The following is a 22,096-nucleotide window of genomic DNA, read 5'->3' on the forward strand; positions in this document are numbered from 1 at the left end:
TCAAATCCTGGTTTGGGTTTCCCCATTGGTCGCATATCTAATCCCATATACTGTTTAAGTGTTTGTTGTCGGTCTAAAATTGCCTGTAACTTTCATCTTCACGCATTGCGCAAAGCCGCTGGATTGACGCATTGCGTCAATCCAAACTATAATGCATTAAAAATAAGTAAATAATCAGCAGCAGCAAATTTCAATTAATAAAAAGAGTAAAATTTCCCCACTTAAGTGATTTTAAGAATTATAGCCATTACGGGTGCTCAAATTTTTTTCTTTAATTAAAATTTTTCCTCAACCTCAGTAAAAATTTTTTACATTTGATTTATTGGTGTCAGCAAAAATCCTTACACATTAATACAAACCATATGAAAAAGCATAAAAAAATCAGAGCCTCAAAACTCTGATTTTTTTGTTTTGTTTTGTCGGAACATAGCATAAACATCAATCGCCTCCTCAGCCAGCACCCAGCGACTGACATCCATCATCACGCATTTACTTCCTGATCACCTTATGCTTAAACTGCGTTCCTCCTTCTAAAGAAATATCCAGCAAGTATGTTCCTGAAGAATAGGATGTAAGATCGACTTTGGAATCTCCTGTTTCATTCAGTTTTCTTCCGTCTAAAGAATAGATGGAAATATTTTTCACTTTCTTTTCAGATTTAATGTTCACATAATCGGCCGTTGGATTGGGATAGATTGAAACATCCACTGTAGAAACTTCTTTTACAGATAATATCTGATTGGTACTTTGCATATAAATTGAAAGCACAATTCTGCCGTCCTGTCCGTAGAAAACAGCGGTGGGAACTTCATATTTCAAAGTATGACTTCCCGCAGAAAGGGTAGGAGTGGTAAAACTTCTGATCGGCACAGCATCTCCCGGGCACCAGTTGTTCCAGCTTGTCCACCAGGCTGTGGACTGTACGCTTGTTCCATAGATGCCATTCCCCTGCGTGTTGTACTGTCTGTAAGGTTCGCATGATTTACCGCCCGGAGTGAAGGTGAGCACCTGTGCGTTATCAAGTGAAACAAAATTCTGTCTTCTGATATATTCTTCTCCATTATTGCCGGCACCGTGAGGCGAAGTGATAATGAAAAACTTAGCATTATTAGTAGCTTGGTTGAGGTTAAAATTAACCAGTCTTACCGTTTGCCCTGGCTGGTCTGTATTGTTGTAATTGTTGAGTTCATTAGAATCCAGCAGAGGAAGAATATTGTTGTAGGTATTTATGGTGGAAGGATTGTTGGATGTCACGAAGTTGAGCGTTCCTGCGAACACGTCGTTCCTGTTGGCACACCCGGCAACCTGAGTATTGGCAGCGTATGGAACACCAAAAACGTCGAGTTCCACATAAATATCATAGGCAGCTCTCAAATTAAGATCGCTGAAAACAGTATAGAGATTATCGACTTCGTAAGTGTACGGAACGGAAGTCGGGGAAATGTTTTTGTTCATAAAGGGAGTGATGTATCTCCCGATTTCAAAACGTTTTACTCCCGTATCGCTCAGGGTATAGGTAGCCTGATTTTTCGGGACGAAAGCAATATGAACGCCCCCGATTCTGTCGTAATTATCGCAGAGTGCACCGATGCTTACGTTCATCTGAATTTTATTCTGGAAAGTATTCAGTTCTGTATCTGAAAGTTTTCGGGCGTATCTGTAATTGGCAAGACGGATGGTATTGGCAGGAACCGCGTTGGAAACATTTGCAGCGTAACCATCATAAAAAACAATAGATGAGAAGACATTGATTGTGGTTTGAGCATGGGTTTGAGAAATTCCGGCGAAGGCCAGAAAAGCGAGTAGAAGTTTTTTCATTAATTATCAGATTTTTGATTTGAAATCAAAACTACGATTTTAAATGAAATAATTGTTACATTAAGTATTGAATGAGTATTAAAATAGCAATATATTTTCAAAAATATTTTATAATTAATAATCATATAGTTTGAACCTAAGTTTGAATTATATTTAAATAAAACTTTAACCAACTGTAAAGCAAAAAAAATCAGAGCCTGTAGACCCTGATTCTATTTATATAAATTGAATAATTTATCAATCATCAATTATCATTTATTCCCTAATCTCTCATCTTCGCAATCACATCAATTCCTCCTTTCGTTTTGTCACCGATTTTGCAGATGATTTCAGTGTCTAAAGGAAGGAAAATATCCATTCTTGAACCGAATTTAATGAAACCAAATTCATGACCAGCTTTTGCGGAATCGCCTTCGTTACAGTAGAAAACAATTCTTCTCGCAACATATCCTGCAATCTGTCTGAAAACCACTTTATGTTTTGTTAAACTTTCCACGGCAACGGTTGTTCTTTCGTTTTCCGTTGAAGACTTTTCGTGCCATGCAACAAGATATTTCCCCGGATGGTATTTCTTATAAATTACATTTCCTGAAACCGGGAAACGGCAGATGTGTACATTCAGAGGTGACATAAATATAGAAATCTGAATGGAAGCTTCTTTGATAAACTCTGTTTCTACCACTTCTTTGATCATTACCACTTTGCCGTCCACAGGGGCGATCACATTTTCTACATGATCCTGAATATCACGGTTTGGAACTCTGAAAAACCAAAATACCAGTCCGTAAATAATCAGAAGAGGTACGATGATCATCAAAGACCACATTTCAAGAAAGTATATCGAAACACTCGCCACAGCAATAAATAAGATACTGGCTACTGCGATTGTGCCTTTGGATTCCTTATGTAATTTCATATTCAGATTTTTAAAAAATCGCCAGGCGTTGTAAGCTCAGTGGCGAAGGTTTAGTTTTAAATAAATTTTTCAATAATAAAGTACAAATATACAACAGGCGCGCAGATTAAAAAACTGTCGAGTCTGTCTAATACTCCTCCATGACCGGGGATGATATTTCCGCTGTCTTTCACGCCGAATGTTCTTTTAAGCTGGCTTTCAACCAAATCCCCGAGCGGAGCAAAAAGAGCCACCAGAAAACCGACAACCATCCAGTTTCCTCTCAATTCCGGCTGATACTGCTCAACGAAATAGGAGAGTATCAAAGTTAAAACCACTCCTCCGATGTATCCTTCCCATGTTTTCTTTGGTGATATTTTGGGAGCCATTTTATGTTTTCCGAAAAGCCTTCCTGCGATGTATGCAAAGGTATCACTGCTCCAGATGAGGATAAAGAGAAAGATCACTTCCAGCGAAAAAGTCTGCTCGTAAACAGAATATTTGGGAAGTCCGAGTGCAAGGGAAAATGGTAACGCAACGTAGATAACGGTAAAGATCAGTTTCCCGCTGTCAATATACAGTTCGGTTGCAAATTTAAACAGGGTTAAGGCTGCAATTCCTACTGCTGCAACAGCAAGAATATCCTGAATACGGAAATCGAAATAAAAGCCGTGCTGAAAATATCTTTTAGAAAAGATATAATAGATAACAGCGACTACAGGAAAGACAATCCACTTTTCGTAGCCGTTTCCAAATTTCATGATTTTAATGCATTCCCAGGTTCCGACAGTTAAAAGTAAAGTAATTAAACCGTAGTACAGATAATGTTGCTTTACAAGTTCAGGAGAAATGCTGTTGATGAGCTGTGCACCGAAAGGCGTGGTACACAAAATAATGATTGCGATATAAATAATACCCGAGAGGGTTCTCTGAATAAGGTTTTTGTCCAAAATTTTCTGAGTTTACAGTTCTGCTTAGTCTTCCAGAAGAAGCAGGAAAAGTTTATTGTTTGGAGCGGTTGCATCCAGTTTATTCTGACCGCCGCTGATGGAGGTGAGGTTTTTTATGTTTCCGTTTCTTTTGATTTTTCCCATGGCGTCATTCAGATTGCTCACGATCTGTGATACATTGGCCATGATGATGATTTTCTCCGGAAGTTTGGAAGAATGATAATGAAGGATGTTGTTTGCAGAAAGCATGATTCTGCCATCGAAAGCAATCAGGTATTCGCAGGTAATAAAAGCGGCATCGTTGGCATGCTGTAATTCCGGAGTAAAGTTGGTCTTTACTACATTGAGGAAATTTTGAAGGTCTTTGTCACAACAGAAAATATTGTTGACTCCCTCAATCTTCACAATCTGATTAAGAGTCTGTAATGCTTCGGCTTCGTCTGCGCAATAATTGAAAAATCCACCCGAGTGAGTGAAAAGCTGTGCAAACTTGTAATCGAGATCTGCGTTTTTCAGCGAATCTCCAAGTTTTTCCAAACTCTGCTTTTCATCATTTTCAGGCTGATTGGTAAGTTTGCTTACAATTTTCTTGAATAAACTCAACTTAATTTATTTTTAGTCAACTTAGTACAAAAGTAAAAAATTAATATAGAACTAATGAGAAATATACGCATAAATGTTAAAAAACCCAGCAGTTTTGAACTGCCGGGTTTTCATAAAATTTATTTAAAAGAATCTTACAGCTGTGTCGGGCTTTCAGGTGCCTGAGTTTCACTGTCTTCCTCTTTATCTTTGATCAGAATTTCTTCTGAAGGCTCTTTCGCATTTGCGATGGTATTCGTTACTGGTTTCTCAGTCAGTTCCGGATCCCACGCTCTTTTTCCGAAAACATCCTCAAGATCTTCTCTGAAAATCACTTCTTTTTCCAGAAGTTTGTTGGCCAAAGCGTCCAGTTTGTCTTTATTGTCAGTAAGAATCTGTACAGCTCTGTCATATTGATTTTCGATAATTGATTTTATCTCGTGGTCAATTTTGCTTGCTGTCTGCTCAGAATATGGTTTCCCAAAACTGTATTCAGACTGACCTGTGCTGTCGTAGTAAGAAATATTACCGATATTCGGGCTCAATCCGTAGATGGTTACCATTGCCTGAGCTCTTTTCGTTACTGTTTCAAGGTCAGAAAGTGCACCTGTAGAAATATTGTTGAATATTACCTGCTCTGCAGCTCTTCCTCCAAGTGTAGCACACATTTCATCAAGCATCTGCTCAGTTGTTGTTAACTGTCTTTCTTCAGGTAGATACCATGCAGCACCCAAAGATCTTCCTCTCGGAACAATGGTTACTTTTAAAAGCGGTGAAGCGTGTTCTACTAACCAAGAGATCGTTGCGTGACCGGCTTCGTGATAAGCTACTCTTCTTTTTTCAGATGGCTTGATGGCCATGTTTTTCTTCTCAAGACCTCCAATAATTCTGTCTACAGCATCCAGGAAATCCTGTTTTGTAACTGAAGTGTGGCTGTTTCTTGCTGCGATCAGCGCGGCTTCATTACAAACATTTGCAATATCTGCTCCACTGAAACCAGGGGTCTGCTTGGCAAGAAATTCACGGTCTACATTTTCATCCAGTTTTATTTTACTTAAATGCACATCAAAAATCTCTTTTCTTTCGTGCAGTTCAGGAAGATCTACATAAACCGAACGGTCAAAACGTCCTGCTCTCATTAAAGCTTTGTCTAAAATATCAGCTCTGTTGGTTGCAGCCATTACGATAACGTTCACGTCTGTTCCAAAACCATCCATTTCAGTTAAAAGCTGATTCAGTGTATTCTCTCTTTCGTCGTTTCCGCCGGAGAAGTTGTTTTTACCTCTTGCTCTACCGATGGCATCAATCTCATCAATGAAGATAATCGCCGGAGATTTGGCTTTCGCCTGAGCAAAAAGGTCTCTTACTCTTGATGCACCAACTCCTACAAACATTTCCACGAAATCTGAACCGGAAAGTGAGAAGAAAGGCACTTTGGCTTCACCTGCAACGGCTTTTGCCAATAATGTTTTACCGGTTCCCGGAGGGCCAACCAAAAGAACACCTTTAGGAATTTTACCTCCCAGTTTTGTGTACTTTTCAGAATTTTTAAGGAAATCTACCACTTCCTGTACTTCTTCTTTGGCTCCTTCAAGACCTGCCACATCTTTAAATGTAGTCTGAATTTTTTCTTTCTCGTCAAAAAGCTTGGCTCTTGATTTCCCAATAGAGAAAATCTGTCCGCCAGGGCCGCCTCCGCCACCCATCTTTCTGAAAAGAATGAAGTAAAATAAACCTAAAACAGTTACCCAAATCAAAACGTTGATCAGAATTCCCGCAAACGGGCTCTCTCCTTCAGCGTAATCCTTAGTGGTTTTTAATGCTGGATTCTGACCTTTTAACGCGTCAAATTTCTCAAGGAACAGCTTTAAATCTCCATATTTTACAACATAATCCGGTTTTGCAGACATTCCCAAAGGGCTTGAGAATGGGTTGTTGTCTTTCTTTTCTACCGTCTGTGTTTTTGCTTCTTTGGTTAAAAATACATCAGCCTTTTCAGTCTGTTTGTTAATTTCAACTTTCTGAACTTTCCCTGCCTGCATCTCTCTGAAGAACGTGTCTTCGTTGATGGTTTTGCTGTTTCCTTCCGATAAAAAATTGGAAGCAAAGAACAGCAAAAGCGCGATAATGGCTATAGGAAAAAACCAGTTAAATCCTTTATTATTCATTTATTGCTTTTAAAAATTTAGATTGCGTTTTCAACTCTGGTAATCACAGCGTCTCCCCAAAGTTCTTCGATATCGTAATATTCACGGGTTTCTTTCTGGAAAATATGTACTACTACGCTTACGTAGTCCACCAAAACCCACATTGCGTTTTCTGTACCTTCCACGTGCCAAGGTCTGTCTTGGAGGTCGTTACGAACTTTTTTCTCGATTGATCCTGCTAAAGCCGATACCTGAGTGTTGGAATTTCCGCTGCATATAATAAAAGTTTCCGCTACCGAATTCTCGATTTTTGTGAGGTCAAAGATCATTACATCTTCTCCTTTCACATCCTGAATAGCTTCTACTATTTTATCTATTAATTGTTGTTTTTCTGTCGTGTTGCTCATTAAAAAATACTATAATCTGCAAATTTATTGTTTTTCTTTTACTTTAGACTTACTTTAGCCGTCCAATTAGTCATAAATTTTTCTTAAATGGACGACCTCATTTATCTCGATCATTGCTCTTCTACTAATGACGAAGTAGCTTCGTTTTTACTTTATCCTGATTCAAATTTTATTGCCGTGCACACTTTTAATCAAACGAAAGGTCGCGGGCAGTATGGAAATCTCTGGGAATCGGTGGCCGGAAAAAATCTGGCTTACAGTCTTGCAGTTGATTGTGAGTCTGTGAAAGTCTCTCATTTTTTATTCAATTATTATACCGCAGTTCTGGTTCGGGAGTTTATTGCCAAACTGACTGATCAGGCAGTGAAAATAAAGTGGCCGAACGATATCATCCTTCACAACAAAAAAGTTTCCGGTATTCTTCTGGAAAAAAAGAAAATTAATGAAAATCAATATTTTATAATCGGGATCGGGATCAATGTTTTGCAGGAGAAATTTGATGAGATTTCCAATGCAGGTTCACTTCTGACGCAAACCACGGTTCAGTTTGAGCTTAAGAAATTTGCTGAGGATTTCCATGTTTTTATAACTCAAAATCTGAGATCTATTCCTTCTGAGGTTGAAATTTTAAAAAGATTTAATGAAAATCTTTTTAAAAAAGATGAAATTTCAGTTTTTGAAAAAGATGGATTCAGACAAAATGGCATCATCCGTTCTGCCGATGAAAATGGTGAGATTCATATTGAATTTGAAGAAGGAATGAAGACTTTTTATCACAAAGAAATAAAACTTCTTTACTGATTTGCGCGTTTTAAATACAGATAAAGGGTCACCGGGAAAAAAGCAATATTAGGCAGCCACATCGCCAGTGCCGGAGAAATGGCTTTGTTTTCTGAAACGACCTTTAAGGCCTCAAATGAAAATACAAAAACGAATGCCAGAGAAATCCCGATAGCAAGGTTGATTCCCAAACCACCTCTTTTCTTTTGTGAAGCTAAGGACAACGCTAAAAACGTAAGCAGAACAATAGCCACCGGCATCGAAGTCCTTTGATGAAGCTCGTTTAAATGGGAATTTAAGTTGCTGTTTCCTTTTTGCTTTTCACGGTTGATGAAATCTAAAAGTTCCGGCGTAGGTTTATTTTGTCCCAAAAGCTGATTCGGGAAAAGTTCTTCGGGAGCCTGCCCATAATTTTTTCTTATTTCATAGCCATTGGCGAGTTTCTGAGTGTCGTTTTTGTGGATGGTTTTCTCCATGTAATTGTTCAGTACAAACTGTTTCTTTTTGACGTCCCAAAGCACGTCGTTGGATTTCAGTTCATAAAGAAGTTTCCTGTTTTTATCGAATTTTTGATAGGCAAAGCCATAGCCGCGGTTGTCTTTCTTATTCCAGGAATTCACGAAAATATATTCGGTTTGACTCAACTGCGCTGAAACCGGAGCTGTACCCAGGATTTTATCTTTTTTTGCGGCATTATAGGTGTATGCTTCCAGCTCATTTTTCTTCATATTGGCCCAAGGTAAAACGAGATGATTTACCGTAAGCGATATAAGTGCAATGAATAAAGAGGTGAGAAGATAAGGCTTTGCAAACCTGTGGAAACTTGCTCCACTGCTGATGATGGCAACAATTTCTGTGTTGTTGGCCATCCTTGAAGTAAAATAAATTACTGAGATAAAAACGAGGATTGCAAGGAATGTCACCACAAGATTGATGATCCAGAACGGGTAAAAATGAATCAGAAAATAGGTGAGATTCAGTTTCGGATCAATTGCCGTCGCGTTTTCAATTCTTGGAATTTTTTGCTGAACATCAATTACCAAAACAACTATAGACAGCAAAATAAGCATGAAACTGAATGTCCCAAGGTATTTTCTGACGATATATCTGTCTACAATTTTCAGCATCAATTATAATTTTTAAAGTCTTTGTCTTAAAACAGGCATTACAGAATTTTTCCACTCATAGAAATCTCCTGCTAAAATATGTTCTCTCGCGACTTTTACTAAATCCAGATAAAACGCAAGGTTGTGAACAGATGCAATCTGCTTTGCAAGATATTCTTTTGAAACAAATAGATGTCTCACGTAAGCTTTAGAATACTCACGATCAACAAAACTTGTCCCAAACTCGTCCAGCGGAGAAAAATCTTTCTTCCACTTTTCGTTTTTCATATTCATAACGCCTTGCCACGTGAAAAGCATTGCGTTTCTGGCATTTCTGGTTGGCATTACGCAGTCCATCATGTCAATTCCCAAACCGATAGATTCCAGAATATTCCATGGTGTGCCGACGCCCATCAGGTATCTCGGTTTTTCTTTCGGTAAAATATCGGTTACCTCATCGGTAATTCTGTACATTTCTTCTTCCGGCTCGCCAACGGAAAGTCCGCCGATGGCATTTCCTTCAGCTCCGGCTTCTGAAATCACTTCCGCAGAAATTTTTCTTAAATCAGAAAATGTTGAACCCTGAACGATAGGGAAAAATGTCTGTTTATGACCGTACAGTTCGGGATTTTTTTCATTCCAGTCCATGCATCTTTTCAGCCAGCGGTGCGTCATTTCCATCGATTGTTTCACCTGATTGTATTCTTCCGGATATGCGACGCATTCGTCGAAAGCCATAAAAATATCTGCTCCGATCTGTCTCTGGATCTCCATAGATTTTTCGGGAGTGAACAGATGAACGCTTCCGTCAATGTGAGATTTGAATTTTACGCCTTCCTCCGACATTTTTCTTGTCCCCGAAAGCGAAAAAACCTGAAATCCACCTGAATCCGTAAGAATAGGAAGATCCCAGTTCATAAATTTGTGTAGACCACCGGCTTCCTGCATCACTTCCATTCCCGGGCGGAGATAAAGGTGATAGGTATTTCCGAGGATGATCTGTGCTTTTATATCTTCTTTTAATTCTCTCTGATGCACTGTTTTTACGCTGGCAACAGTTCCAACCGGCATAAAAATAGGAGTCTGAACCTTTCCGTGTGCGGTATTCAGTTCGCCTGCTCTTGCTTTTCCCTGAGAGGTTTTTTCTATACTAAAGAAACTCATTTATATTTTTTAAATCTAAATAATTTTGAAGAATGAAATGTGAAATTTCGTGAAATCATCTTGCGAAAGAAGGGACGTTCTGATTGGATTTGAGTTTATCCTGTACATGTTTTTCAGCTTTCGGATCTTTTTCAAGTAAGATTTTCTGTGCGTCTTCTACAATGCCTTTCATTTTTTGGCTGACTACATAATATTTGTAGCTTTCCACAAAATCATCAGCTTTTATATTGTAATTTTTAAGGATGAAGCGGGTTCCGCTCTCAAGATTTTTCCCCTGATACATAAAACTTACCTGATCGTTGATTGCCATCTCTGCCATCACTTCTGCCATCGTGTCTTTGTCGATCAGGTTTTTAGGCCTGTCGAGATATTCTTTACATGAAAAGAGAATGAGAAAAATTAAAAAACAAAATATTTTTTTCATGTGTAGATTTAATTTTTTTGATGGTCACATGTTATTGCCATATCTTCAGTCGTGTTTGTGAAACAGGTTTTGTCATGGCAATTTCATAATCTGCCGATGATGGATTTCCATTTTAAATTTAAAACTCCGAAAACGGCCTCATGAATGATTCCGCCATTCATTTTACTTTCTCCCAGAATTCTGTTGGTGAAGATAATAGGAACTTCAACAATTTTAAAACCTTTCTTCAAAGTTCTGAATTTCATTTCGATCTGAAAGCCATATCCTTTCAGTTTTACGTTATCCAAACCGATATCTTCCAAAACTTTTCTTGAAAAACATACAAATCCAGCTGTCGTATCATGAATTGGCAAACCTAAAACGAAACGTACGTATTTTGATGCAAAGTAAGACAGAAGCACTCTTCCCATCGGCCAGTTCACCACATTTACCCCTTTGGAATAGCGTGAACCGATGGCCATATCTGCATATTTGCAGGCTTCGAAAAGTTTAGGCAAATCTTCAGGATTATGAGAGAAATCGGCATCCATCTCAAAAATATAGTCGTACTGATTCTGGATTGCCCATTTAAAACCGTGAATGTAGGCTTTTCCCAAACCGTCCTTCACTTTTCTGACAGATATATGAAGTGTGTGAGGAAATTTTTTCTGCAATTCTTTTACAATATCAGCGGTGCCATCTGGTGAGGAATCGTCTACCACCAAAACATGAAACTCATCTTCCAACGCAAAAACAGCGGAAATTATCTTTTCAATATTTTCCTTTTCGTTGTATGTTGGGATGATAACGAGTTTTTTCATTTCAGTTTGCAAAGATAGTTTTTTTAGACTTTCTATTTTATACAAAATAATCTATAATTTTGCAAAAAAATATCCTTTGCCACTATCAAAGACATTTAACGACCCTGTAAGAATTCCTGAGAATAATGATTGGGTGATTTTTATATTGATCGGCTGCATCTTTCTGTATATATTTATGATGAATGTAATTGAAAGGGAGGCTAATCTGAAAGATTTTCTTTTTCAGAAATATTTCGACTCCAGCAATAATCTTCCGAACTGGATCATTACTTCGGTGGTTTTTGTATTTGTAATGTCGGCTTTAATATCCCAATACGTTCCGGTAATCCCAAGACTGATCACTGAAAATCAGATTTTCGGGTATCATTTAAATAAATTCGGATATACTCTGGCTGTAGTTTCTCTTTTTTATTTTGCAAGAACAAGTTTGAGTTTTCTTTTCTACCACAGTATCGGAGACGGTAAAAAGTGGAATATTTTTTATTTTACTTCCACCAAAATGCAGTTTGTGATCAGCATCCTTCTGATGATGCTGTGTATCGGGCATTACTATTATCCCGTAGAGAAGAATAAGATGTTTGAAATTTATGTGGTATCATTTTCTTTAGTGTTCATTTTCAAGGTGTTGTTTTATATGTTTCATAAAAATAATATACTTCCGCAGAAATGGTATTATAAATTTTTGTATATTTGCACCCTCCAAATAGCACCTCTTTTGATGCTATGGAAACTTTTATTTTTCTAATAAAACTACAAGATGAGAATAAAGTCTATTTTGGTATCCCAACCAGCGCCCAGCGAGTCTTCTCCGTATTTAGAAATTGCGAAAAAGGAAAAGATTAAGATTGATTTCCGTCCTTTTATTCATGTCGCAGGAGTAGATAACAAAGAATTAAGAACCCAAAAGATTGATCTTACTCAGTATACGGGGATTATTTTCACCAGTAAAAATGCAATTGATCATTATTTCAGATTAGCTGAAGAATTAAGATTCAGTGTACCTGATACAATGCGTTACATCTGCCAGTCTGAGGCAATTGCCAACTATCTTCAGAAACATATTGTTTACAGAAAGAGAAAAATCAGTTTTGGTGAAAAGAATTTCGCAGATCTTGCACCACTTTTCAAGAAATTTCCTTCAGAAAAGTATCTTTTGCCTTCATCAGATGTTTTGGGCCCGGAAATTCCTAAAACTTTAGATGCAGCCAATATCGACTGGACAAGAGCTGTAATGTACAGAACTGTTTGCAGTGACCTTACCGATATCAACATCAAGAATTACGATATGTTGATTTTCTTCAGTCCGCAAGGGATAAAATCTCTTCAGCAGAATTTCCCGGATTTTGTACAGGGCGAAACGAAAATCGGCGTTTTTGGACCAACCACTTCAGCGGCTGCCGAAGAAGCAGGTTTGAAAGTGGATCTTATGGCTCCTACAAAAGAAAACCCATCGATGACGATGGCTCTCGAAAAATATATTAAAGCGCTTCACAAGTAAAAAGCGAAGTCTTAAAAAATACCACAGCCGTCTTTCAAGCAAAAGAAAGATGGCTTTTTTTTAATTAAATTTGAACGAAATTTAATATTGAAGATTTTTCATATTAAATCACATTTAAAAAATCAGAATGAAAGCTCCACAGGCAAAAAAAATAGAAAAAATACTGGAAATACATGGTGACCGAAGGGTAGATAACTATTTCTGGATGAACGAAAGAGAAAATCCCGAAGTTGTACAATATCTTGAAGAAGAAAATGCCTACGCAGATTTTGTGATGAAAGATACAGAAGCGTTTCAGGAAGAGCTTTTCGAAGAAATGAAGGCGCGCTATAAAAAAGACGATGAGTCTTTACCATATCTGTTCAACGGGTATTGGTATATCGTACGCTATGAAGAGGGAAAAGAATATCCTATTTTCTGCAGAAAATATCAGAGTTTAGAAAATCCCGAGGAAATTCTTCTGGATGTCAATGTTTTAGCAGAAGGTCATGATTATTTTGAAGTAGGAAGCGTTGCGGTTTCTCCGGATAATGAGTTGGCTTCTTTTTCAACAGACAGTGTAAGCAGAAGGATTTATACCATTAATTTTAAAAATTTAAAAACAGGTGAAATTCTTGCAGACACAATAGAAAATACAACCGGAAAAGCTGTGTGGGCAAATGACAACGAGCATGTTTTCTACACCAGAAAAGATGACAGTTTAAGAGCATTTCAGGTTTACAGACATGAATTGGGAACTGATTCTTCAGAAGACGTGTTGATTTTTCATGAGGAAGATGAAACTTTTGATGTGAATGTTTTTAAAACTAAATCTCTAGAATACATTTTCATCGCGAGTTCAAGCACAATTTCAGATGAGCACAGATTCATACCTTCAAATGACGTTTTTGCAGACTGGATTATTATTCAGCCAAGAATCGATGATCTGGAATATTCAGTAGAGCATTATGAAGATGAATTTTACATCATTACCAATGCAGATGATTCAACCAATTTTAAAATTGTAAAGACCAAAATTAACAATTGCAGCATGGATAACTGGGTTGATGTCATTCCGCACCGTCCGGAAGTTTTGCTTGAAGGTTTTGAGATTTTTAAAAACTATCTTGTCATTGAAGAGCGTGAAGAAGGGCTTTTACAGATTAAAATTATTGACGAAAAGACTCAGGAATCTTATTATCTGCCGTTTTCAGATCCAACTTATACCGCGTACATCGGAACCAATCTTGAATTTGAAACGGAAGTTTTACGTTATGGTTATACTTCTCTTACTCAGCCAGGTTCGACTTATGAATATAATATGAAGGAAAAAACCACTGTGCTTCTGAAGCAACAGGAGGTTTTGGGAGGGAAATTTAATCCTGAAAATTATATTTCCGAGAGAATCTGGGCAGCTTCCAGGGACGGAGAAGCGGAAGTTCCGATTTCTTTGGTTTATCATAAAGACACGAAAAAGTCTGCCGATACACCGTTGCTTTTATATGGTTACGGAAGCTATGGGCACACCGTAGACGCTAGTTTTTCTAATGTAAGATTATCGATTCTGGATCGTGGATTTATTTATGCCATCGCCCACATTCGAGGAGGAGAATATTTAGGAAGAGAGTGGTATGAAGAAGGGAAGATGCTGGAGAAAAAAAACACATTTTTCGATTTTATCGATGCTGCGAAGCATTTAATTCATGAAAATTATACATCTTCAAAACATTTATACGCTATGGGCGGAAGCGCCGGCGGTTTGCTGGTGGGAGCGGTAGTAAACTATGAGCCAGCTTTATTCAATGGTATCGTTGCGCAGGTGCCTTTTGTAGATGTTGTCAGCACAATGTTGGATGAAACAATACCTTTAACCACAGGAGAATATGATGAATGGGGAAATCCTAATGATGAAGAGTATTATCATTATATGAAAGACTATTCGCCATACGATAATGTGGAAGCTAAATCTTATCCGAATATGTTGATTACCACAGGTTTTCACGATTCTCAGGTTCAGTACTGGGAACCTGCGAAATGGACAGCGAAATTAAGAGAGTTAAAGACCGATGAAAATATTCTGGTCTTCAAAACAGATATGAGTGCAGGCCACGGCGGCGCAAGCGGAAGATTTGAGTCACTTAAAGAAGATGCACTGGAATATGCTTTTATTTTAAAATTAGAAAACAGATAAGATGGTGAACGAAGCAGAATATTGGGGTAAAATACAGCAGTTTTTTGTAGAAACTTTTGATACCGAAAAAGATGCGCCCATAGAAACTTACTTATTTCTTATTGGTTTGCAGGAACTGGGAAGCGGACAGCAGAAATATACGAAGGATGACAAAGTAAATCTCATTCATATTGCAGTCTGCAGATTGCTGGAACCTTTTGGATACTATAAATTTTCGCATTACGATGACGACGGATATCCACACTGGGAGGAGTTGGAGCCTCTTCCTGAACTGAGAGCCAATGAACAGCAGCTTTTAATGAAAAAAGCGATCATTCAGTATTTTCAGGATGAGGAGTTGATTTGAAATTTGATATTGTTTTAATTTGAAAATTTCGCAGGCAAAAAAAATGGAGGGTAAAAATTACGCTCCATTTTTTATTTTCAAATTATCTCATTTTTAAATTTCTAAATTGAAAGAATTTCTTCGAGCTGATTTAATCCTGTTTTAAATCCTTCCTCAAAACCCATTTCTACCTGTTTTTTCATATCTTCTTCTGAGGGAAAATGAATGTTGACGGTCACTTTCGTACCTTCTTCCACTCCCGTAAAACCGATGAGCCATTTCGCTTCCGGAAAATCAGGGTTCAGATTTCCATTTTCATCGCAGAAAGAATCCACACCATCGAAGCTCCGGTTTTCTGTTATCTCACCGTACTTTACCTGCGAATAATGCCTTTCACCCTCAGGGCCTACCATCGAGTACAGCCATATTCCTCCTTCTCTAAACTCCTGACTTTTCGTTTCACATTTCCATGGTTTTGGTGCCCACCAGAGATCCAGTAATTCACTTTTGGTAAAATGATTCCACACGGTTTTGACGTCGGCATCGTAGATTTTTGATACATACACTGTTTTCTCGTCAAAATCTTTATTAAAAATAATATCAGTACTCATCGTTTTAATTTTTTAACTGAGAATAAACACCAACTTTCTTACCACTTTTTAATCTTATTTTAATCTCAGATTTATAATTAAATGTTAAAACTTATAATTTTAAGATAAATTATACAATATAATGGCTTGTATTTTGTTTATAAAGTCTTAAAATGTTTACTTTTAACATTCTTAACGCTGCTATGTAATGAATAATAAATTTATTCCCATTATTTCGGTCTTCATGACCATTTCCCTTATCGTCTTTGTTACCCTTCAGTTTTACTGGCTGAAGAGGTATTACACTGCGTTGGAGCAGGATTTTTCGAATAAAGTATATGCTGTACTGGAGAATTCGGCAAAAACTGTTTCTGACCTTGAGGTAGATAAAATTTTAAATGAAGATTACAAAGGATTTAGAGACAATGTTTTAGCAAATAAAGATCAGCCTACTTTGACGACGATTCAGCAGGTAGAAGACTCCGGGAGCCAAAGACAGATTATTTATTCCAAAACACTGGTTGAAAAAGTACAGTTGCCACTCTCGAAAAAAGGAGACACACTGAATCTTACGAAATTATACAGCGATGATGCTGCGTACCGAATTAAAAGAGATACTTCAAAAAGAGAAGCACTCACGGCCGACATCAATCAGGATATTGAAAACGGCGATTACAAAATGAAGGAATTTGTGAAGGTAAAGGGCAATAATCTTCCTATCAACAAAAGAGTAGATCAGAAAACGCTCGATTCCGTAATTTCAAAGGAACTTAAAATGAAAGGCATCACCGCCGAATATGGATTTGGTGTGATGGATAAAAACAATAAGCCGACAAAACTTGAGACGCAGATTTTTAAAAATAAAAAAGAAAGCAACAGCTATTCCTATCCTTTATTTACAGATAATGACGACAGAACGCTTTATACTTTAGCTTTGGTCTTCCCAAAGAAAGAAGTATCTCTTGCGATGAACAACTGGCCGATGCTTTTGGGAACTTTCCTGTCGCTTCTTACTATTTTAGGGATTTATATTATCTCCATTAATTATATGATGCGTCAGAAAAAACTCGCCGAGGTAAAAACTGATTTCATCAACAACATGTCGCATGAGTTTAAAACACCGTTGGCTACTATTTCTGTAGCTACAGACTCGCTGGCAAATGATAAAATCGCCACCAATCCTGAAAAAGTGAGGTACTATTCTTCACTGATAAAGCAGGAGAATCTCAGGATGAAAAAGCAGGTAGAGAATGTTTTAAACATGTCTAAACTGGAGCGGAATGAAGTGAAACTTTTCCTGAAAGAAACCAATGTGAGGGAACTGATAAAAGCAACTACAGAATCATTCAATCTGATCGTTTCGCAGCGGAACGGAAGCTTACAGCAGGAGTTCAATGCGACTAAATATATTTTTAGAATTGATGAATTTCACATTTCAAATATGCTCGTCAATCTCCTGGATAATGCCAATAAATATTCTCCGGACACTCCTGAAATCTTTGTGAAAACAAGAAACGAAGGCAATCTGTACGTTATTGAAATATCAGATAAAGGAATGGGAATGGAAACGCAGAATAAATTAAAAATATTTGAGAAATTTTTCCGTGAAGAAACCGGAAATATTCACAATGTGAAAGGTCAGGGTCTTGGACTTTCCTATGTAAAAAAGATAGTTGAGCTTCACAAAGGTCAGGTCATTGTAGATTCACATAAAGGAGAGGGAAGTACATTTATTATCAAACTTCCAATGGCTTAATTCTAAAATTTAAAATAAACAAAAAATAAAATATGAGCAACCGAATATTATTAGTAGAAGACGACCAGAGTTTTGGCGCTGTACTGAAAGATTATCTTACCATCAACAACTTCGAGGTAACTTTGGCAATCGATGGTGAGCAAGGTTTAAAGGAATTTACAGAAAACGAATTCGATATCTGTATTTTCGACGTGATGATGCCTAAAAAAGATGGTTTCTCATTGGCTGAAGACGTGAAGAAGATCGACAAAAACACACCTATTATTTTCCTGACGGCAAGAAATATGCGTGAGGATATTCTGAAAGGTTATCAATTGGGAGCAGACGATTATATTACAAAACCATTTGATACTGAATTGCTTTTGTATAAAATTAAAGCGATTCTGCAGAGAAGTTCTACGCTCGAAAATGAAGAACAGGAGCAGTTTAAGATCAGCAATATCTTCTTCGATTCTATGTTGAGACAATTGAGAGTTGGCGATAACGAATACAAGCTTTCTCCGAAAGAAAACGAACTTTTAAAATTACTTTGTCTCCACAGAAACGACTTTATGCCGAGAGATTTGGCTTTAAGAAAAATCTGGAAAAAGGAAAATTACTTTACCGCAAGAAGTATGGATGTTTATATTGCTAAACTGAGAAAACTTCTGAAAGATGATGATGGTTTGGAAATTATCAATGTTCACGGTGAAGGTTTCAGACTTTTGGTAAAGAACTAAGAGATTTTTAGATAACTTTAAAATTAAATTGGCAAAGCATTTCGAAATGTTTTGCTAATTTTGTTTTTCAGAGGATTTATATCTTAATCTTCTAAAACAATAGATATCTGATTATGAAAAATATATTTTTAGCATTATTTTCAGTAACATTTTTGGCTGTTTCGTGCAAAAAAGATGAGAAGCCGACATACATCAAAGACGAAAACGGGGTACAGCAACCAACAGCGGGACTGAATAACGCACCTAAAGCTTCGCTAATGAATCAGGCAGGAATAGCCAGCAATTCCGCGGTTCCTCAGGGTATGCAGCAGGTATCTGCGCCTCCCGGTATGTTGAATCCTGAGCACGGTCAGCCAGGTCACCGTTGTGAAATTCCTGTCGGTCAGCCTTTAAACTCAGCTCCGGCTCAAAACGCTGCGCCTTCAGGTCAGAATATCAATGTAAATGCAGGACAGGCCATCAACATCGATCCGAATTCTGTAAGTCCAGGTAAAATTGCTATTGACAATAACGGAAAAGTTGCCAAGACCGCTCCGGGTATGAATCCTCCTCATGGTCAGCCGGGTCACAGATGCGATATCCCTGTTGGCGAACCATTAAGTTCAAAACCAGCCGCCGCCGCAACGTCACAGAATACTGCACCGGTTCAGTCACCACAACCGGCTCCGGCTCCTCAGCCAGTCGTGGCTAATACAGGTCCAAAACCGGCTACCAATCCGGCTCACGGTCAGCCTTGGCATGACTGTGCGAAGCAGGTGGGTGCTCCTTTGTAATAATTTTTGTAGATTTGCCCTGTGAAACCAATACAGCTCATATTGATTATCTTCTGTTTAGGAATTTTTCTGATTCCTAAAGATAATTTTTATGCGCAGGCTTCACAGGAAAACTGCTGCAAAACAGAGTCTAAAACCGAATCATGTTGTGAAAAAATTCATGACGCTCACGATTCCAAAGACAATAAAAAAGACCATCAGTCCTGCAATGACGACTGCTGTTCGTTCTGTATGACCTGTCACACTTTCGTAGAAAATTCATTTGCGAAAAGTAATTTTTGGGATATTCCTACATTTTCAACGATTCAAAAAATTCAGTTTCAATACGCTGATCCTTTTATTTCAAACAGTTTAGAAGAAATCTGGCAACCGCCAAAACTTGGATAATTTTTTAAGTGAAGCAATGATCTGTCTATCAGTCTTTAGTTGATTGTTACACTGTTACATTGCTAATTGTTACATTAATTAAATTATCTAAATTTTAAACAAATGAAATTATATATTACCAGGGTAATCCTTGGCGCATTCATATTATTTACAACTTTCCTCTCAGCTCAAAGTCTTTCTAAAAACCAGTTTCAGGTCAAAGGAAACTGCGAAATGTGTAAAGAAAGGATTGAATCTACAGCCAAAAAAACCGGAGCCAAAACAGCGGTTTATTCTATCGATTCACAGACATTGACTTTTGAAACAAATGAAAATGTTTCATCTGATCAAATTTTACTTAAAGTTGCAGAAGCCGGTCACGACAACGAAAAATACAAAGCCACAGACGATTCCTACAAAAATCTACCCGGCTGTTGTCATTATCAGAGAGATTCAAAACCACATTCTGACTTAGTGGAAGATCACGGACATTCTAAAAATGAAAATGAGTTTTTCGTGAAAGGAAACTGTGGATCGTGTAAAGCAAGAATTGAAAAAGCAGCAAAGGATGCCGGTGCCGATTCTGCTGAATGGAACGCTGAAAAACAAACTGTTCAGCTTCAGTTTAATGATAAAAAAACATCCGCTGACAAAATTCTGATGAAGATTGCTGAGGTGGGCCATGACAACGAGAGGTACAAAACTACTGAAAACGTGTACAGCAAATTACCGTCTTGCTGTCTTTACGACCGTGAAATTCCTTTTGGTGAAGCCAATCCTAAAGTGCATACCGATGAAGGTGAGAAGAAAAGTCAGCACGCAGATGAGGCAAATGACGAACACGACGGTCACGCTCACAATGAAAAAACAATCGATGGAGTTACGGTTACAGCTACAAAAGCAGCAACTTCTTTGAGTAAAAAGGAAGCAGGACTCACTTTTAATATCGACTCTAAAGAACTTTTGAAAGCTGCCTGCTGTAATTTGTCAGAAAGTTTTGAAACCAATGCTACCGTTGATGTATCCTTCAGCAATGCTGTAACAGGAACAAAACAGCTTAAAATGCTGGGTTTAGACCAGAAATATACCAGTTTAACCAAAGAATTACTGCCCGAAATCCGTGGAATTGCATCTGCTTACGGCTTAAATCTGATTCCCGGAAGATGGATTGAAAGTATTCAGCTTACAAAAGGTGGAAGTACGGTGACGAACGGATACGAAAGCATTACCGGACAGATCAATACCGAACTGATCAAGCATTCTGAAAAATCAGAAACAGCACTCAATCTTTTTGCCGATTTCAACGGAAGAGCTGAAGCAAATATCACGCATGTAGAACCTATCAACGAGCACTGGACGCAGACTTTTCTTCTTCACGGAAACGGAACCTTCGGAGATACCGACATGAATGAAGATACATTTCTGGACCGGCCGAAAGGAACACAGATCAACGCGGCTTATTTGCTCAATTATAATGATTTAGGTCACTCGGGTTTTGGTTCGCATTTCGGAATTAACTTTGTTCGGGATGAAAGAACTGCCGGACAGATTGGATTTGACAGGAAACTTCCACAAAATCAGCAGTCGCTGTACGGTGTCGGAATTGATATATCAAGATTTCAGGTTTGGAATAAAACGGGTTATGTTTTTAAAGGAAAACCTTACCAAAGTTTAGGATGGATGAACCAATACGTCTATCACCAGCAGGATAGTTTTTTTGGACTTAGAAATTATTCCGGTCAGCAACAGACTTATTACTCGAATCTAATTTTTGAGAGCATCATTGGAAATACCAATCACAAATACAAAGCGGGAGCAAGTTTTATGTATGATGTTTACAGAGAAAATTATCTGACTGATGATTTTAAAAGAAACGAAATGGTGCCCGGAGCATTCGGTGAATATACACTGACAGGTACAAAATACACCTTGGTTGCCGGAGCGCGTGTTGATTTTCATAATCTGGCCGGAACTCAGTTCACACCGAGATTAAATTTTAAATATGATTTTACTCCGAAAACGATTTTAAGATTATCTGCAGGAAGGGGTTTCAGAACAGCTTCTGTATTTGCAGAAAATCAGCAGTATTTTGCTTCTAACAGAAGTGTTCAGATCATGCAAAATGGCGGAAATATTTACGGTTTAAAGCCTGAAATCGCCTGGAACTACGGAGCGAGTCTTCAGCAGGAATTTAAACTTTTCGGTAAGAAATCAACAATTGTTGCAGATTTTTTCAGAACAGATTTTCAGGATCAGGTTTTGGTAGATCTTGACAGGTCGCCTCAGCAATTGGTTTTCTATAATTTAAATGGAAAATCCTTCGCCAATTCTTTCCAGACGCAGTGGGATTTTACGCCTTTCAAAAACTTTGATGTAAGACTGGCTTACAAATACTACTATGTTCAGGCAGATTACCTTGACGGCAGAAGACAGGTTCCGTTTATGGCAAAGCACAGAGGTTTTGTGAATCTGGCGTACGCTACCAATAAAAATAAAAACGAAGGATTCTGGAGTTTTGATACGACACTGAATCTCGTTGGAAAACAAAGACTTCCAAATACATCAACAAATCCTGCTGAGTTTCAAATTCCTCAATTCTCAGAATCTTATGCGATTTTAAACGCACAGATTTCTAGAAATTTCAATAAAAGAATAAGAGCGTATCTGGGTGGAGAAAACCTGACTTCTTATCATCAGAAAAATGCGATTGTGGATTTTAGAAATCCCTTCGGAAATTATTTTGATGGCGGAATGGTGTATGCGCCGATTATGAAAGCCAATTTTTACGTTGGGTTTGATGTAAGCTTCTAATGTTTCCAAAGATAA

Annotated in this window: 21 protein-coding genes; 10 read left to right on the forward strand and 11 right to left on the reverse strand. The window is 37.8% G+C overall.

The genetic code is table 11. The features are described from left to right. Positions 1-489: 489 nt before the first annotated feature. From ASG21_RS02770 to rsfS, 6 genes are all read right to left on the reverse strand, one after another. The gene (locus ASG21_RS02770) at positions 490-1,818 is read right to left on the reverse strand and encodes a peptide-N-glycosidase F-related protein (protein WP_056075561.1); all 1,329 of its coding nucleotides are present in this window, start codon (positions 1,816-1,818) and stop codon (positions 490-492) included. 262 nt (positions 1,819-2,080) lie between these two features. Next, on the reverse strand, positions 2,081-2,734 hold the full coding sequence (locus ASG21_RS02775) for a phosphatidylserine decarboxylase family protein (protein ID WP_056075564.1): 654 nt from the start codon (positions 2,732-2,734) through the stop codon (positions 2,081-2,083). 56 nt (positions 2,735-2,790) lie between these two features. Further along, on the reverse strand, positions 2,791-3,663 hold the full coding sequence (locus ASG21_RS02780) for a phosphatidate cytidylyltransferase (protein WP_056075566.1): 873 nt from the start codon (positions 3,661-3,663) through the stop codon (positions 2,791-2,793). A 24-nt stretch (positions 3,664-3,687) separates the two neighbouring features. Then, complete coding sequence (locus ASG21_RS02785) at positions 3,688-4,266, reverse strand: LUD domain-containing protein (RefSeq protein WP_056075569.1); 579 nt, start codon at positions 4,264-4,266, stop codon at positions 3,688-3,690. 134 nt (positions 4,267-4,400) lie between these two features. After that, entirely contained in the window at positions 4,401-6,413 is a 2,013-nt protein-coding gene (gene ftsH, locus ASG21_RS02790) for an ATP-dependent zinc metalloprotease FtsH (protein ID WP_056075572.1), read from the reverse strand. 17 nt (positions 6,414-6,430) lie between these two features. After that, positions 6,431-6,799: a ribosome silencing factor gene (gene rsfS / locus ASG21_RS02795; protein WP_056075575.1), complete on the reverse strand. Its 369-nt coding sequence runs from the start codon at positions 6,797-6,799 to the stop codon at positions 6,431-6,433. Between the two features lie 87 nt (positions 6,800-6,886). Between rsfS and ASG21_RS02800 the strand changes: the two genes are divergently transcribed. Next, on the forward strand, positions 6,887-7,600 hold the full coding sequence (locus ASG21_RS02800) for a biotin--[acetyl-CoA-carboxylase] ligase (RefSeq protein ID WP_056075578.1): 714 nt from the start codon (positions 6,887-6,889) through the stop codon (positions 7,598-7,600). On the opposite strand, the gene ASG21_RS02805 is transcribed toward ASG21_RS02800, so the two are convergent. The 4 genes from ASG21_RS02805 to ASG21_RS02820 all read right to left on the reverse strand — a co-directional run bounded on the left by ASG21_RS02805 (position 7,594) and on the right by ASG21_RS02820 (position 11,073). Then, the gene (locus ASG21_RS02805) at positions 7,594-8,703 is read right to left on the reverse strand and encodes an LptF/LptG family permease (protein WP_056076532.1); all 1,110 of its coding nucleotides are present in this window, start codon (positions 8,701-8,703) and stop codon (positions 7,594-7,596) included. The genes ASG21_RS02800 and ASG21_RS02805 overlap by 7 nt on opposite strands. Positions 8,704-8,718: 15 nt before the next feature. Beyond that, positions 8,719-9,849, reverse strand: a complete 1,131-nt coding sequence (gene tgt, locus ASG21_RS02810) for a tRNA guanosine(34) transglycosylase Tgt (RefSeq protein WP_056075581.1) — start codon at positions 9,847-9,849, stop codon at positions 8,719-8,721. Between the two features lie 55 nt (positions 9,850-9,904). After that, entirely contained in the window at positions 9,905-10,273 is a 369-nt protein-coding gene (locus tag ASG21_RS02815; RefSeq protein ID WP_056075584.1) for a DUF4296 domain-containing protein, read from the reverse strand. Positions 10,274-10,356: 83 nt separating this feature from the next. Beyond that, the gene (locus ASG21_RS02820; protein WP_056075587.1) at positions 10,357-11,073 is read right to left on the reverse strand and encodes a polyprenol monophosphomannose synthase; all 717 of its coding nucleotides are present in this window, start codon (positions 11,071-11,073) and stop codon (positions 10,357-10,359) included. A 76-nt stretch (positions 11,074-11,149) separates the two neighbouring features. Here ASG21_RS02820 and ASG21_RS02825 point away from each other — a divergent pair, with 76 nt between their 5' ends. The 4 genes from ASG21_RS02825 to ASG21_RS02840 all read left to right on the forward strand — a co-directional run bounded on the left by ASG21_RS02825 (position 11,150) and on the right by ASG21_RS02840 (position 15,087). Beyond that, positions 11,150-11,818 (forward strand): DUF4271 domain-containing protein, encoded by a 669-nt coding sequence (locus ASG21_RS02825; RefSeq protein ID WP_241773442.1) that lies wholly within the window; start codon positions 11,150-11,152, stop codon positions 11,816-11,818. A gap of 12 nt (positions 11,819-11,830) precedes the next feature. Continuing rightward, on the forward strand, positions 11,831-12,571 hold the full coding sequence (locus ASG21_RS02830; protein WP_056075593.1) for a uroporphyrinogen-III synthase: 741 nt from the start codon (positions 11,831-11,833) through the stop codon (positions 12,569-12,571). A gap of 127 nt (positions 12,572-12,698) precedes the next feature. Beyond that, positions 12,699-14,741 (forward strand): S9 family peptidase, encoded by a 2,043-nt coding sequence (locus ASG21_RS02835; RefSeq protein ID WP_056075596.1) that lies wholly within the window; start codon positions 12,699-12,701, stop codon positions 14,739-14,741. A 1-nt stretch (position 14,742) separates the two neighbouring features. After that, positions 14,743-15,087 (forward strand): hypothetical protein, encoded by a 345-nt coding sequence (locus tag ASG21_RS02840; RefSeq protein WP_056075599.1) that lies wholly within the window; start codon positions 14,743-14,745, stop codon positions 15,085-15,087. 101 nt (positions 15,088-15,188) lie between these two features. Here the strand turns inward: ASG21_RS02840 and ASG21_RS02845 are convergent, their stop codons facing one another. Continuing rightward, on the reverse strand, positions 15,189-15,677 hold the full coding sequence (locus tag ASG21_RS02845) for an SRPBCC domain-containing protein (protein WP_056075601.1): 489 nt from the start codon (positions 15,675-15,677) through the stop codon (positions 15,189-15,191). 187 nt (positions 15,678-15,864) lie between these two features. Here ASG21_RS02845 and ASG21_RS02850 point away from each other — a divergent pair, with 187 nt between their 5' ends. The 5 genes from ASG21_RS02850 to ASG21_RS02870 all read left to right on the forward strand — a co-directional run bounded on the left by ASG21_RS02850 (position 15,865) and on the right by ASG21_RS02870 (position 22,081). Beyond that, positions 15,865-17,412, forward strand: a complete 1,548-nt coding sequence (locus ASG21_RS02850; RefSeq protein ID WP_056075607.1) for a HAMP domain-containing sensor histidine kinase — start codon at positions 15,865-15,867, stop codon at positions 17,410-17,412. A gap of 32 nt (positions 17,413-17,444) precedes the next feature. Next, entirely contained in the window at positions 17,445-18,131 is a 687-nt protein-coding gene (locus ASG21_RS02855; protein WP_056075610.1) for a response regulator transcription factor, read from the forward strand. A 113-nt stretch (positions 18,132-18,244) separates the two neighbouring features. Beyond that, positions 18,245-18,904 carry a hypothetical protein gene (locus ASG21_RS02860; protein WP_056075613.1) on the forward strand — a complete coding sequence of 220 codons (660 nt, stop codon included), beginning with the start codon at positions 18,245-18,247 and terminating at the stop codon, positions 18,902-18,904. A 21-nt stretch (positions 18,905-18,925) separates the two neighbouring features. After that, positions 18,926-19,291 carry a hypothetical protein gene (locus tag ASG21_RS02865; protein WP_128414203.1) on the forward strand — a complete coding sequence of 122 codons (366 nt, stop codon included), beginning with the start codon at positions 18,926-18,928 and terminating at the stop codon, positions 19,289-19,291. 102 nt (positions 19,292-19,393) lie between these two features. Beyond that, positions 19,394-22,081 (forward strand): TonB-dependent receptor, encoded by a 2,688-nt coding sequence (locus ASG21_RS02870; protein WP_056075621.1) that lies wholly within the window; start codon positions 19,394-19,396, stop codon positions 22,079-22,081. The last annotated feature ends 15 nt before the right edge of the window (positions 22,082-22,096 follow it).

This window comes from Chryseobacterium sp. Leaf394, assembly GCF_001424105.1.
Lineage (GTDB): Bacteria > Bacteroidota > Bacteroidia > Flavobacteriales > Weeksellaceae > Chryseobacterium.